Annotated in this window: 15 protein-coding genes; 10 read left to right on the forward strand and 5 right to left on the reverse strand. The window is 61.3% G+C overall.

Going from position 1 to position 13,899, the window contains the following annotated elements:
• Positions 1-13 precede the first annotated feature (13 nt).
• The 4 genes from QZ648_RS12895 to QZ648_RS12910 all read right to left on the reverse strand — a co-directional run bounded on the left by QZ648_RS12895 (position 14) and on the right by QZ648_RS12910 (position 6,168).
• Positions 14-1,354, reverse strand: a complete 1,341-nt coding sequence (locus tag QZ648_RS12895) for a tetratricopeptide repeat protein (protein WP_169067059.1) — start codon at positions 1,352-1,354, stop codon at positions 14-16.
• Positions 1,351-3,168: a type II and III secretion system protein gene (locus QZ648_RS12900; RefSeq protein ID WP_291997316.1), complete on the reverse strand. Its 1,818-nt coding sequence runs from the start codon at positions 3,166-3,168 to the stop codon at positions 1,351-1,353. The genes QZ648_RS12895 and QZ648_RS12900 overlap by 4 nt, the downstream gene beginning before the upstream one ends.
• Positions 3,169-3,283: 115 nt before the next feature.
• Entirely contained in the window at positions 3,284-4,711 is a 1,428-nt protein-coding gene (locus QZ648_RS12905) for an AAA family ATPase (protein ID WP_291997317.1), read from the reverse strand.
• Positions 4,711-6,168 carry a sigma-54 dependent transcriptional regulator gene (locus QZ648_RS12910; protein WP_291997318.1) on the reverse strand — a complete coding sequence of 486 codons (1,458 nt, stop codon included), beginning with the start codon at positions 6,166-6,168 and terminating at the stop codon, positions 4,711-4,713. The genes QZ648_RS12905 and QZ648_RS12910 overlap by 1 nt, the downstream gene beginning before the upstream one ends.
• Before the next feature lie 137 nt (positions 6,169-6,305).
• Between QZ648_RS12910 and QZ648_RS12915 the strand changes: the two genes are divergently transcribed.
• The 10 genes from QZ648_RS12915 (at position 6,306) to murA (ending at position 13,322) form a co-directional block, all read left to right on the forward strand.
• Positions 6,306-7,124, forward strand: a complete 819-nt coding sequence (locus QZ648_RS12915; RefSeq protein WP_169066203.1) for an ABC transporter ATP-binding protein — start codon at positions 6,306-6,308, stop codon at positions 7,122-7,124.
• A gap of 28 nt (positions 7,125-7,152) precedes the next feature.
• Positions 7,153-7,926, forward strand: a complete 774-nt coding sequence (gene mlaE / locus QZ648_RS12920; RefSeq protein ID WP_211203690.1) for a lipid asymmetry maintenance ABC transporter permease subunit MlaE — start codon at positions 7,153-7,155, stop codon at positions 7,924-7,926.
• Positions 7,926-8,393 carry an outer membrane lipid asymmetry maintenance protein MlaD gene (gene mlaD / locus QZ648_RS12925; protein WP_169066205.1) on the forward strand — a complete coding sequence of 156 codons (468 nt, stop codon included), beginning with the start codon at positions 7,926-7,928 and terminating at the stop codon, positions 8,391-8,393. The genes mlaE and mlaD overlap by 1 nt, the downstream gene beginning before the upstream one ends.
• Positions 8,394-8,406: 13 nt before the next feature.
• Positions 8,407-9,132: a VacJ family lipoprotein gene (locus QZ648_RS12930; RefSeq protein ID WP_291997319.1), complete on the forward strand. Its 726-nt coding sequence runs from the start codon at positions 8,407-8,409 to the stop codon at positions 9,130-9,132.
• Between the two features lie 67 nt (positions 9,133-9,199).
• The gene (locus QZ648_RS12935) at positions 9,200-9,814 is read left to right on the forward strand and encodes a phospholipid-binding protein MlaC (RefSeq protein WP_169066207.1); all 615 of its coding nucleotides are present in this window, start codon (positions 9,200-9,202) and stop codon (positions 9,812-9,814) included.
• Positions 9,811-10,104, forward strand: coding sequence for an STAS domain-containing protein (locus QZ648_RS12940; RefSeq protein ID WP_169066208.1), 294 nt, complete (start codon positions 9,811-9,813; stop codon positions 10,102-10,104). Before QZ648_RS12935 ends, QZ648_RS12940 begins: the two co-directional genes overlap by 4 nt.
• 35 nt (positions 10,105-10,139) lie before the next feature.
• Positions 10,140-11,066 carry an ABC transporter ATP-binding protein gene (locus QZ648_RS12945; protein WP_169066209.1) on the forward strand — a complete coding sequence of 309 codons (927 nt, stop codon included), beginning with the start codon at positions 10,140-10,142 and terminating at the stop codon, positions 11,064-11,066.
• On the forward strand, positions 11,063-11,818 hold the full coding sequence (locus tag QZ648_RS12950; RefSeq protein ID WP_169066210.1) for an ABC transporter permease: 756 nt from the start codon (positions 11,063-11,065) through the stop codon (positions 11,816-11,818). The genes QZ648_RS12945 and QZ648_RS12950 overlap by 4 nt, the downstream gene beginning before the upstream one ends.
• A gap of 3 nt (positions 11,819-11,821) precedes the next feature.
• Positions 11,822-12,067: a BolA/IbaG family iron-sulfur metabolism protein gene (locus QZ648_RS12955; protein WP_291997320.1), complete on the forward strand. Its 246-nt coding sequence runs from the start codon at positions 11,822-11,824 to the stop codon at positions 12,065-12,067.
• Positions 12,060-13,322 carry a UDP-N-acetylglucosamine 1-carboxyvinyltransferase gene (murA, locus tag QZ648_RS12960; protein ID WP_169066211.1) on the forward strand — a complete coding sequence of 421 codons (1,263 nt, stop codon included), beginning with the start codon at positions 12,060-12,062 and terminating at the stop codon, positions 13,320-13,322. Before QZ648_RS12955 ends, murA begins: the two co-directional genes overlap by 8 nt.
• A 157-nt stretch (positions 13,323-13,479) precedes the next feature.
• Here murA and QZ648_RS12965 read toward each other — a convergent pair whose 3' ends face one another.
• Complete coding sequence (locus tag QZ648_RS12965) at positions 13,480-13,770, reverse strand: DUF3579 domain-containing protein (RefSeq protein ID WP_169066212.1); 291 nt, start codon at positions 13,768-13,770, stop codon at positions 13,480-13,482.
• Positions 13,771-13,899 lie beyond the last annotated feature (129 nt).

Consider the following 13,899-nt stretch of genomic DNA (forward strand, 5'->3'; position numbering starts at 1 on the left):
CAGACGATGAACATCATTGCTGCAGGTCAACGATGCGCTGTGCAGCGGCATTCTTGTCGAAGGCGCTAGGCGAGGTTTCGGCAGCGGTCAAGGCCATCCGGTAATACTGCACAGCCAGCTTCTTCTGGCGTAGCTGGTCGAGACTGACAGCAACGTTGAAAACATGGTCGGCGTTGCCCGGCTCCAGGGAATAGGACTGAAAATAGGCCTGCTGCGCCTCGCTCCAGCGGCTCTGCCCGGCGTAGAGGTTACCGAGCGCGAAGAACAAAGCGGCCGAGTCCGGCTGCTTGGCGATCAAGGTCTTCAGACGACTCTCGGAGCGAGCGGCGCTGCTCTGCCCGCGCATGTTGATCAGCGCGGCCTGCGCAGTCACGTTGCCGGGGTCGGACTCGAGAACCTGCAGATAAAGCGCCTGTGCGCGCTCGGCGTTCCCCCGCTGGCTGGCAATAACCGCCAGCCCGAGCAGCGCGTCGGCATTCCGGGGGTCCCTGCGCAGAACCTGTTCGTAGCCGTGGTGCGCCTCGTCCAGTCGATCAGATAGCCAGGCGTCGTAGGCCTTGTCGAGGGTCTGCGCCTGCTGCTTGCTGCTGCTGGGTTGGAAGACCCCCGGAGCGGCTGCTCGAGGACGGCTTGCAGGCTCTCCGGAGGGGCGCTTCACCGCCGCGGAAGTGGTCACTGAGGGATCAGGAAGTCGGCTTGTCGGCGCCGACCGTTGCCGCGCTTCTGCTGCCGGCGTGCCCGCTGGCGGTAGCTCGCCGCGAACTTCTGCAGCCCCCTCCAGCGAACCCGGCGGCGTACTGGTCGGCGGCTGTGCGGGCTGCGTTGGCTGCGCGGCCAAGGGCTGGGCTGGCTGCGTTGCAGGCATCGGATAGGCAGGCGGCCGAGCGACGGCCGTCGGTGCGACCAGAGTACCGCCGGAAATCGACTGCAACTGCCACCAGAAATAACCCCCGATAGCCATCGTTGCGACGCAGACCAGTCCGAGAAAAAGCCATAGCGAGGTGCGCGACCTGGGCGTTTGCTTGACGGCAAAGAGGTTTCTCGCCGCGCTGCGCTCATCGGCCTGCTGACTCTCGAAGTTGGCTCGCGAGTTCGCCACTGCAGCCGCAGCTTTTGTTGGCGCCGAGGGTGAAGTCCGCGAAGCGCGACCAGTTTGCAGCGCGTCGAAGCCCGCGTCAAGCGAGGAAAGCGGCTGTTCCTCCACCGTCTCCGTAGCCTCCCTGCTCGCCGGAGTTTCCGGCTGCAAAGGGTCAAGGCGCAATTCGCTCGGCACCGTAGCCGTCGGCCGAGCGTTGGCACTAGCCTTGCGCTTGGCTTCCTCGGCGCGCCGCAGGGCGTCCATCAACAGACTCACTGCAAGGGCTCCGGAGAGCGCTCGGGAAGCGAGAAGGGCCGGTAAACCTGATCGGCCTTGAAGAAATCCTTGTCGGGCAGGGCGTCGCGGAAATTGCTGAAGTCGCCATCGATCGACGCGTCCTTGATCACCGTTGGGCGGATCAGAACGACCAACTCTGTTTTCGTGGACGAGTTCTTGCGGGTATTAAACACCTCCCCGATAAACGGGATATCGCCGAGGCCGGGCAGGCGACCGGTGCTATTGTCCAAGCGGTCTTCCATCAGCCCGCCGAGAACCGCGATGTCGCCGCTCTCAACGCGCATGATCGACTCGATTTCGCGCATGCGGATCTGCGGCACTAAGTTCGGCCTAGTAAGCGCTGGGTTGGGGTCCTGCTTAAGTTCGGCGATACTGGAAATCGACGGACGGACGTTAAGGGTCACCGTGCCGTTGTCGCTGATCTGCGGCGTCAGGCTCATGAAGAAACCGATCGAGACTGACTGCGGCGTGGTTGTGGTACTCACGGTCGCGTTGGTGTTGGGACCTCCTGCCACGGAATCCTGCTTGACGCTGAAATAGACGAAGTCCTCGGAAACCTTGAGCGTCGCCGTCTGGTTGTTGAGCACCGTCAGCTTGGGGCTGGAGAGGACCTTGACGGTGCCAAAGGCACGCAGCAGTTCCACGCTTCCCAGCAGACTCGCCGGGTTGAGGCTGCTGTACTTGATGACGTAGGGCGTCACGGCCGTACCGACATTCGTCGTCACCGCCGGCTTGGTGATCTCGTAAGTGCTGCCACTGGTCAGGCGACTCCACTCGATACCCTGCTGGTAGCCATCACTCAGGCCCACCTCGACGATCGTTGCCTCGATCAGCACCTGGCGCCGGGCGCTGCTCATCACCCGATCGAGGAAGGCCTGCACTCTTTCGTGTTGTCGAGCGGTCGCCCGAATGTCGATCACCCCCGTTTCCGGATTGGCGATGACCGACGCAGCTTCACGAAAGGTCATCCGTTTGACGACGGTGGCGCCGGTGTTCTGCAGCGTCGCTGGATTCGGGCTGCCGGCCAAGCCTTGTGCGAGCTGCGTCAGGCGCGCCGCAGTGCCCTTTGCCTGTGCCGGCGCGCCAGCACCGGTACCGCTGGTACTTTGCGAGCTGGCCTCCTCGGTCACCGTCTCGGTGGAACCTTCCGGGAAGACCTTGTCGGTCTCATGCAGCAGGTCTTTGAGGTTTTTCTCGAGGGACGCCCAGAAACGGTTGTTCGACTTGTTCTCGATCTGAATCCGCGAGGTGTTCCCCGTTCCGGCCGCACCGCCAGCGCCGGTCGCCAACGCGCTGGTGGAAATCTGGGTGTTGGTCGATATCGTGGCGGTGGCGTCGCGAGAGATGTTGACGTAGTCGACCTTGTAGTTCTTCAAATAGGGGGCGTCGGGCATCACCGCCAGGTTCGGGCCATCGAGTTCGAAGCGCATATCCACCTGCTTGGAAATACGTGTAAGCAGCTGCGGCAGGGTCTGATCGATGGCGTTGAGAGTCACTTCTCCGACAATGCCGGGATGGATATCAACGTTCAGCTTGGCATCGCGGGCGAGGGCAAAAAGCAGATCGTGAACCGCGACGTTGTTGACCACCACGCTGTAGGTCTCGGTCTTGCCGGCCGGCCGTGGCCTCGGTAGAGAGAGGCTCTGTTGAACCGGTGCAGGAATAGTGCCCGGCGTGCTGACCACGCTGTCGGCTTGCAGGTGTGCAGGCGCCGGCCCGCCACTGAGCGTCGTCGGCGTACAAGCGCCAAGGAGAAGCGAAAAAAGGATGGCGCTGAGAGTTTGCAGAGGCACGCTCGGGCTTGCTCCGGTTAAGGGTTGACTTCATGATACCACGACAAAACTTCGAGGCAAGTGCATGATTTTTATTGTGTTACAACCCTATTCCGAGGCACCCCGGAGAGCGTTGTCAGCGTAGTCGGCTGACCGCTCGAACGTAGGGCTTGCTCGCCGGGCTGACCTCGGCGAGCTTGGCCAGCGCAGCATTCGCCAGCTCGCGTGACGGATAGTCGCCATAAATGACGCCGAGCCGGTCGCGACCGCTCAGACTCGAGCGATAGACGCGAAGCTGCTGCAGGTCAAGCGTTGCGGCATGCTTGTCAATGAAATCCAGCACTTCTTTCTCACTTGCGGCATCGACGACGAGCAACTGAATGAAAAAATGACTATCCGGAGTCTTTGCCAGCCAGGCGGCGCTGGCCGCGCTACGCTCAGCCAGCGTCAGAGAAGCTGGCGCGCGCGGCAACTCGGTGCCTGGTGGCGGGGCCTCCGCAGCGGCGACCGAAAGCTCCGCCGTTGCGACACCGGACGTTGCGTCCAGCGCCAAGGCCGGCGCCGCAAGCGGTGCCTCGACGCCCTGTGCCACGGCCATGGCCGCGACGACCGGCGGCTCGGCGAGGGGAACGCCGGCCGGGCCGCCAAGACTGGCGAGGTTCCGACTGCCGGCGAGATAGGCGACGACGACCACTACGCAAAGGCCTGCTGCCGCGGCGCCCGCCCAGGCCCAGCCGATGCCAAAACGGCGCTTGAGGCGGCGGAACTCGACGTCGCGAATCGCCGCCCGGACCTGCCGCCGATCGATCTGATGCACACCTTCGGAGAAAGCGGCGAGCAGCGCCTTGTCGGCAAGAATGTTGATGCGTCGGCTGAGCCCTTCGGAGGCCTTGCTGATCAGCTCGACAGCCCCTTTGGTGAAGGGATCCGGCCCCCGATAACCGGCCGCGCGCAGGCGGAACAACAGATAGACCGAAACATCGCTGCGGCGCAGCGGTTCCAGCCTGAAATTGTGGGTGATGCGGTCATTGAGTTGGCGCATGCTCGTTTGCCGTAAGCGGGAATCCAGCTCGGGCTGACCGAAGAGAACGATTTGCAGCAGTTTGTGGCGGTTGGACTCCAGATTGGAAAGCAGCCGAATCTCTTCCAGAGCCTCGGGCGGCATGGCATGCGCCTCGTCGATCAAGGCCACCACCTGGCGACCGCTGCCGTAGATCTCCAGGAGACGCTCTTGAAGCGAACGGAGCAGCAGATGGTTACGCCCGTCCGCAAGGGGGATGCGCAACTCCTCGGCAATGGCGAAGAGAATTTCGTCGCGCGAGAGCAGCGGATTGGACAGATAGACCGTCTCGACGTTATCCGGGAGCTTCTCGAGCAACATCCGGCAGAGCATCGTTTTGCCGCTACCCACCTCGCCGCTGACCTTGACGATGCCTTCATCGTGAGTGATCGCGTAGATCAGAGCCTCGAGCGTCGCGCCGCGCTTGCCGCCGGCAAAAAAGAACTCGGTATGCGGCGTGATCCGAAAAGGCGCTTGATGCAGGCCGAAATGTTCTAGATACATCAGAGTTCCCGCGCCGACGATTCCATGCGGTTGTAGAGCGTCGTGCGATGGATGCCGAGCAGGCGAGCAGCCTGACTGACATTGCCATGCGCCAGCTTCAGCGCGGCTTCGATATAGCCGCGTTCGGTGGCATTGAGCAAGCCATCGAGACTGAAGGGCTCGCGTTGCCGCAAGCGCTGCGTTGCCGCGGCGATGATGACCTCGCCGTCGGCCTCCTCACCGCCGCCAGTGGCGACGCCGGTCGCCGCGGCCAGCGGCTCGTCAGGCACGTCAAGCTCGGCTTCCAGCGCAGCCACGTCGACCACCTGCCCCGAGTGCTTGCTGGCCAGACGAATGACAATGTTACGCAACTCGCGGACATTGCCGGGAAAAGAGTAGTCGAGCCAGAGGCGCCTTGCCTCGGCGGAAAGACTGAACGGCAGTTGCTGCGCTTGGGCCGCGTACAGCTGCCGGAAGTGTTCAAGCAGGAGCAGCTTGTCGTCGCCCATCTCGCGCAATGGCGGAGCGACGATGGCGCACACCGACAGGCGGTGGTAGAGATCGGCCCGGAAATTGCCGGTCCGCACCTCCTTGCGCAAATCGCGGTTGGTGGCGGCAATGATGCGCGCCCGGCTGACGCGCGGCTGTGTTTCGCCGACCCGTTGATACTCGCCGTTTTCCAGCACCCGCAGCAGCTTGGCCTGTAGTTCGAGCGCCAGTTCGCCAATCTCGTCCAGAAACAAGGTGCCCTCGGTGGCGTCTTCAAAGTAACCCGCCTTGGTGGCGATGGCGCCGGTAAACGCGCCGCGCGCGTAGCCAAACAAGGTTGCCTCCACCAGGTTCGGCGAAATTGCCGCGCAATTCAGCGCCAGGAACGGCTTCTCGCGACGGCGCGTATCGTAATGCAGACAAGCCGAAGCGATGATTTCCTTGCCGCTCCCCGATTCACCTTCGATCAGTACCGCGAAAGGCAGGTCGGCATACTGTCGCAACTGCAACCGCAGTTTGTCGATAGCCGGGCTGTTACCGATCAGCGGTGAGGCAGCCGCGCCCGGCGGGCGCTTCTCGACGAGGGCGCGAAACGTCAGCGCCCCTTGGAGAAGCTGGTGCAGATCGGCGGGGTTGCACGGCTTGGCCACGAAATCGGCCGCGCCAAGCGTCCGCGCGTGACGTGCGTTGCCGTCCTCGCTTTGTCCGGAGAGGACGACGATACGCATTTCCGGCGCGACCTTGAGCAGCTCCGATATCAGCGCAAAGCCCTCGTCGGGACGATGCGGCAGTGGCGGCAGACCGAGGTCAAGCAGCGCCAGCTCCGGCGGCCGGCGCAACTGCCGAAGCAGCTGCAAGGCATGCAGGCGCGAATGGCTGGTGACCACTTCGAAGAACGAACTCAGCGAAAAACTCAAGCTGTCACAGATCAGCGGGTCGTCGTCAACAATCAGCAGCAGGGGTTTATCGGGCAGGGAGATTTCCGTCATGGGAAGAATGAAAAACGGGCCGTTGTTTCCGGGTAGATTAACACGTCATTGTTTCCCAGATACACGGGCGCCAAGCAATTCACGCGGCTGACGCCGAGAGTCCGGTATAATGGTTTTTTTTGTCTCAGGATTCAACAGTGTCTGACGATAATCTGGTCGAAATCAAGGATCTTGATTTCGCCTATGACGATCGGCCGATCCTCAAGGGGATCAGCATGCAGATCCCGCGCGGAAAGGTCGTCGCGATTATGGGCGGTTCCGGCTGCGGCAAGACCACTCTGCTGCGGCTGATTGGTGGGCAGCTCAAGCCCAGCCGCGGCGAGGTGCTGGTCGACGGCCTGTCGGTGCCCAAATTGCGCCATGACGAGCTCTACGATCTGCGCCGACGCATGGGCATGCTGTTCCAGTTCGGCGCGTTGTTTACGGACATCTCGGTATTTGACAACGTCGCCTATCAGATGCGCGAGCACACCGACCTGCCCGAGGAACTGATCCGCGACCTGGTCCTCCTCAAGCTCAATGCCGTTGGCTTGCGCGGTGCCGATCAGCTGATGCCCGCCGAACTCTCCGGCGGCATGGCCAGACGAGTAGCACTGGCACGGGCGATTTCGCTCGACCCAATGCTGATCATGTACGACGAGCCTTTTGCCGGGCTCGATCCGATCTCCCTGGGAGTCATCGGGCAACTGATTCGCAAGCTGAACGATGCGCTCGGCGCAACCTCGATCATGGTCACCCATGACATTCAGGAGTCGCTGCAGATCGTCGACTACATCTATTTCATGTCCGACGGAAAAGTGGTGGCGATGGGCACGCCCGACGAGATCCGCGCTTCGCAACATCCTTTTGTGCACCAGTTCGTTTTCGCGCAGGCGGACGGACCGGTCCCCTTCCACTATCCTGCCAAGCCTCTTGTTGAGGAATTGCTTGGGAAAGCTGCCCATGAGCGAGCCTAGACGCGATGGTCGGAGTACGGCTGTGGCGATGATCACCCATTTGGGACACCGCGTAACTTCGGCGCTCCAGCAGTTGGGCTTTATCGCCCGTTTCTTTGTCGTGCTGCTGCTCTCGTCCGGACAGTCCTTCCGGCGTATACATCTGACCATCCGCGAACTCTATTTTTCCGGCTTCCAATCGCTGCTGATCATCATGGTTTCTGGTTTGTTCATCGGCATGGTGCTCGGCATGCAGGGCTACGAAACACTGCAGCGCTACGGCTCCGCCGACGCCCTTGGCGTTCTGGTAGCGTTATCGCTGGTCCGGGAACTTGGTCCCGTGGTCGCTGGACTGCTCTTTGCTTCGCGGGCCGGCTCGGCGATCACGGCCGAAATCGGCCTGATGAAGGCAACCGAGCAGCTCACGGCAATGGACATGATGGCGGTCAACCCGATTGCCCGCGTCGTGGCCCCGCGTTTCTGGGGTGGCGTGATCTCGATGCCCTTGCTGGCGGCGCTATTCTCGGTGGCAGGTATCTTCGGCGGCTACCTGATAGGGGTCATCTTCATCGGCGTCGACGAAGGCGCATTCTGGTCACAGATGGGGGCTTCGGTTGATTTTTACCATGACATCTGGAGTGGCATCATCAAGAGCTTTGTCTTCGGCATTGCGGTTTCGCTGATTGCCGTCTTCGAGGGCTACGATGCAGTACCGACAGCGGAAGGCGTTTCCAGCTCGATCAAGAGCACTGTCGTGCAGTCGGCACTGGCGATCCTGGCGCTCGACTTTGTATTAACCTCGTTCATGTTGCGGGAGGCTTGATGAGTCGCAAGTTACTCGACCTGTGGGTCGGAATTTTTGTTGCCATGGGACTGGCTGGCGTACTGTTCCTGGCGCTGAAGGTGGGCAATCTCTCGGCTGGCAATTTCGCCGAAACATACCCGCTGACGGCCAAGTTTGCTAATATCGGCGGCCTGAAGGTCAGGGCGCCGGTAAAAAGCGCCGGCGTCGTCGTCGGCCGGGTGGCTGACATCCGTTTCGACCCCAAGGACTACGAAGCGGTGGTCACCTTCCACATCAACGAGAGCTATCGTTTTCCAAGAGATACTTTCGCCCTGATCCTGACCGCCGGCCTGCTCGGAGAGCAATACATCGGCCTTGATCCAGGCGGCGACGAAAAGATGCTGCAGGCCAACGACGTGATCACGAAAACGCAATCCGCAGTGGTGCTGGAAAGCCTGATCAGTCAGTTCATGTTCAACAAGGCCTCGGAAAGTCCGACAGAATAACGGAAGGAAATCAGTGAAACCAACTTTTTCGCGCCCCCTTACCGCCTGCGCCTGCGCAGTGGCGATTCTTGCCGCCAGCGGTTGCGCAACGGTAGATCAGGATCCGGCAGACCCCTTCGAGGGCTTCAACCGCGCCATGTTTGCCGTCAATGAAGGCCTCGACAAGGTTGCCATCAAGCCCGTAGCCCAAGGCTACGACGCTGTGACGCCGCTGCCGGTCAAAGTCGCGGTCGGCAATTTTTTCGGCAATATCTGGGACTCGTGGACGGCAATCAACAACCTCCTGCAGGGCAAGGGAGCTGACGGCCTTTCCGATATTGGACGGGTGCTGATCAACAGTACCGTCGGTATCGGCGGCATCTTTGACGTGGCCGGCGAAATGGGCTTGGTCAAACACAGCGAAGACTTCGGCCAGACGCTCGGCACGTGGGGCGTTCCCAACGGCCCCTACTTCTACTGGCCCATCATCGGACCGCGTACGACACGGGACACCTTCGGTTGGCTGCTCGACACCTATTACGATCCGGTCTGGCGCGTCGACAACGTTGCGCTGCGCAACAGCCTGGTTGCGCTGCGCTACACAGACATCAGGGCGGGCTACCTGCCGGCTGACAAGGTGGTTGAAGAGGCGGCTTTCGACAAATACTCGTATATACGCGATGCCTACCTGCAGAATCGTCGCAGCTTGATATTCGACGGTGTCGACAGTCCCCCGCCACCGCTTTCCCCTGACCATTGAGCGGCCGCGTCGGCTGCTGTAGACCATGCTGCGTTAAGCAGCAGTCCTTACTTGCACGGAAATATTCATGAGATCTCTACTGTCACTATTTTTTTCTCTATTGCTGCTGGCGGGCTCCGCGGTCGCACTGGAGCAGTCACCCGATGCACTTGTGCAACAGGTCACCGACGATGTACTGAACATCGTCCGTCAGGACAAGGACATTCAGAGCGGCGATACCGCCAAGGCTCTCAAACTGGTCGAAACAAAGGTGCTCCCGTACTTTGATTTCCGGCGCATGACGGCCCTCGCCGTCGGACGCAACTGGAACAAGGCCACACCCGAGCAGCAGCAACGCTTGGCTGAAGAGTTCAAGAACCTGCTGGTACGCACCTATTCGAATGCCCTGACGTCGTTCAAGGACCAAAGCGTCTCCTACCGGCCGAGCACCTTTGCAGCCGGCGCAACCGATGTCGTTGTCAAGACCGAAGTCGTGCAACCGGGCAGCCAATCGATTCCGCTCAATTACTCGCTCGAAAAGCAGGGCAGCGGCTGGAAGGTCTACGATGTCATCGTCTCCGGCGTCAGCCTGGTCACCAATTACCGGGGAACCTTCGCCCGCGAAGTCAGCAACAAGGGTATCGACGGGCTGATCCAGATGCTCAGCAATAGAAACATGCAACTGGCAAACGCCAACAAATGATCGAGCAAGCAGAAGGCCGGCTGCGTGTCACCGCGCCGATGCTCATCGCCAACGCCCGTGCGCTGCTCGAAGCAGGCTACCCCCTGCTGAATTGCGGTGCACAATCAGGCGAATTGCTGCTCGACCTTGCGGGCGTGGCCGAGCTTGATTCGTCATCGCTGAGCACCTTTTTCGCCTGGCAGCGCAAGGCTACGGAGCGCGGCGTCCAACTGCGAATTGCCCATCCGCCGGCAAGCATGATCAGCCTGGCAGAGCTATACGGCGTCTCCGAACTCCTCCCGCTCGCCTGAACGGGCGACGCAGCTTCGACCCCGTCCCCGATGCCATGAGCGTCGCAGTTTCTATTTCTCAAGTCGAAAAGCGCTTTGGCAGCTTGCGGGCGCTCGCGGGTGTTTCGCTGCAGATTGCCGAAGGCGAATTTTTCGGTCTCCTCGGCCCGAACGGCGCGGGTAAGACAACGCTGATTTCCTGCCTGGCCGGCCTCACCCGCCCGGATGCCGGCACGCTGAGCGTCATGGGCCACGACGTGCTCAGCGACTACCGCGAAGCGCGGCGAAGACTGGGCGTGGTTCCCCAAGAACTCGTTTTCGACCCCTTCTTTTCGGTACGCGAGACGCTGCGGATTCAATCCGGCTATTTCGGAATGCGCAACAACGACGACTGGATTGACGAGATTCTCGCCAATCTTGATCTCACTGCCAAGGCCGACATCAACATGCGCCGCCTGTCCGGTGGCATGAAGCGGCGTGTCCTGGTCGCGCAGGCGCTGGTACACAAGCCGCCAGTGCTGGTCCTCGACGAGCCGACCGCCGGCGTCGACGTCGAGTTGCGCCAGGGCCTGTGGCAATTCATCCGCCGTCTCAACCAGGACGGCCACACGATCATCCTGACGACACACTATCTCGAGGAGGCAGAAGCTCTCTGCGGCCGAATCGCGATGCTCAAGCAGGGACAGGTCGTGGCCCTGGATACGACCCGCAACCTGCTGGCACGCTTCTCGGGTCAGACACTGAACCTCCGTCTCGCGGGCGGGCCAGCTTCGCTGCCCGCCGCCCTGCGCGCTCGCGCCAGTGAAAGTGAGCAGACCTGCGCCTTCCACCTGGCAAGCCTCGACGAGCTCGAACCGCTATTGGCGACCCTGCGCGCGGCTGGCTGTGGTATTGACGACCTGCGGCTGACGCAAGCCGACCTCGAGGACGTCTTTCTCGGCGTCATGCAGGAGAGTGGTAGCGCGCAGGACACCGCAAGATGAGCAGCGGCTTCCTAACCTTGCTCTACAAGGAGCTTTTGCGTTTCTGGAAAGTGAGCTTCCAGACCGTCGGCGCGCCGATACTCACCGCACTGCTCTACCTGATGATCTTCTCGCACGTGCTGGAGTCGCACGTGCAGGTGAACGGTGTGCCGTACGCTGCCTTTCTGATTCCCGGGCTGGTGATCATGTCAGCGCTACAGAACGCCTTCGCCAACAGTTCGTCGAGCCTGATTCAGTCAAAAGTGACGGGCAGCGTCGTTTTCGTGCTTCTGCCACCGATCTCTTACGTCGAGTTCTTCCTGGCCTACGTCGTTGCCGCAATGCTGCGCGGCGTGATGGTCGGCGGCGGCGTACTGGTGGTAACCATGTGGTTCGCACCCCTGACTTTCACTGCCCCGCACTGGATTCTGCTCTTCATCGCTCTCGGCGGCGGGATCATGGGAACCCTGGGGATGATCGCCGGTATCTGGGCTGACAAGTTCGACCAGTTGGCGGGTTTTCAGAACTTCCTGATCATGCCCCTGACCATGCTCTCTGGCGTCTTTTACTCGATTCATTCGCTGCCCGAATTCTGGCAACTCGTTTCGCGTTTCAACCCCGTGTTCTATATCATCGACGGCTTTCGCTTCGGCTTTTTCGGCGTCTCGGACGTGCCGCCGGGAATTAGTCTGGCGGTCGTTACCGCAACTTTCCTGCTGGTGTCCGCGGCAACGCTGGCGCTCCTCAGGAGCGGCTACAAACTGAGGTCCTGAATCATGATGCACCCTGAACAAGTCCGCAAAATCATCGCCGAAGGCATCGCCTGCGAGCATCTCGAAGTCGCCGGCGATGGCCAGCACTTCGAAGCCCTGATCGTCAGCGGCGAGTTCGCCGGCAAGAGCCGCGTGCAAAGGCAGCAGGCGGTGAACGAAATACTACGTCAGCATTTCAACAGCGGCGCACTGCACGCACTGTCGATGAAGACGCAAACACCTGCCGAATGGAGCGCGACGCGTGGATAAGTTGCTGATCGAGGGCGGCACGCCGCTGGCCGGCGAAATCGCCATTTCGGGTGCCAAAAACGCCGCCCTGCCAATTCTCTGCGCCAGCCTGCTGTCGTCCGAGCCGCTGCATCTAAGCAACGTACCGCGGCTGAAGGACATCTCGACGATGCTGCGCCTGCTCGAACAGATGGGCGTCGCTGTCGAAGACCTCGGCGCCGACGGGCTGCTCTTGAACAGCCGGGGGCTCGACAACCCGCTTGCCCCCTACGATATGGTCAAGACCATGCGTGCGTCGATCCTGGTCCTCGGCCCCCTGCTGGCGCGCCATGGTGAAGCGCGGGTGTCCTTGCCGGGCGGTTGTGCAATTGGTGCGCGGCCGGTCGAACAACACATCAGGGGGCTACAGGCGATGGGTGCCGAAGTGCTCGTCGAGCATGGCTACATCCAGGCCAGGGCGCAAGGCAAAGGTGGCCTCACCGGGGCGCGCATCGTCACTGACATGGTCACCGTCACCGGCACCGAAAACCTGATGATGGCGGCAGTCCTGGCCAAGGGCGAAACGATCATCGAGAATGCTGCTCGCGAACCCGAGGTGGTCGACCTGGCGAACTGCCTCGTTTCGATGGGTGCGCAGATCGCTGGCGCCGGCACCGCCAAGATTCGCATCCAGGGCGTCGAGCGCCTGCATGGCGCAAGGCATGCGATCATGGCCGACCGCATCGAGACCGGCACCTATCTTTGCGCGGCCGCGGCGACGGGTGGCAATATCCGGCTGACCAATACCTCGGCTGCCAATCTCGACGCCGTGATCGACAAGTTGTTCGATACCGGCTGTGAACTGCTCATCGAGCGCACGGCGATTACGCTACAGGCACCGCCACGGCTAAAGGCGGTAAGTATCCGCACGGCACCCTACCCGGCTTTTCCGACCGACATGCAGGCGCAGTTCATGGCCGTCAACTGTGTCGCCGAGGGATCGGCGGTTATCCGCGAGACGATCTTCGAAAATCGCTTCATGCACGCCGTCGAACTGATCCGCCTGGGGGCTGACATCAAGATCGACGCCAGCAACGCCATGGTCACCGGCGTCGGCCATCTTGATGGGGCGACGGTAATGGCCACCGACCTGCGCGCCTCAGCCAGCCTGGTCATCGCCGGTCTGGTAGCGCAGGGCGAAACCTTGATCGAGCGCATTTATCATCTCGACCGCGGCTATGAACGCATCGAGGAAAAGCTCGGCCAGCTTGGCGCACGCGTAAGAAGAATTGGCTGAGGAAGCGGGAGTGGCGGATGAGGGGATGCGGAGCGCCTGCGGCTGGGCGACGAACCGCTAAGCCGGCGAACCACTCGGCTTCCAGCTAAGGCGCATAGTCGAACTCGGTAACTGTGGCCGCCACACGGAAGACGGCTGGTCCTTTGACAGAAATCGCCTAACGGCCGGGCAGGACGCCTTCAATCAATTCGAGGTCGTTGTCCTGCGCGAAATGCAGCACGAATCTATAGGCCATGGGCTCAACTTCGTACAAGCCACCGTCGACAAAAACAGCCTTTTCTCCCTTGTAGTTGCGCGGCCCGACGTACGGTGAATAGCGCATTCGTTTCTCGGCGCCGAACGCCGAGAGAACGCCACACAAACGCTCGGCCCAGTCGCTTGGGCGGAACTTCTTGCCGGCGGTGGTCCGTCCGACGATGATGAAGGAGGAATGCGACGAAGTGGTCATGTTTTGGTGATGTCGTAACGAAGAAAAGCGCCAACGACTCTCCGGGATTGTCGTCGAATGACTAAAGCGAAGCGCAACACGCGGATTCTACCAGAAAGACGCCTGCTTGGCGGCTCTTGAAGAGCCTTG

The organism is Candidatus Accumulibacter sp. ACC012, assembly GCF_907163155.1.
Taxonomy (GTDB): domain Bacteria; phylum Pseudomonadota; class Gammaproteobacteria; order Burkholderiales; family Rhodocyclaceae; genus Accumulibacter; species Accumulibacter delftensis.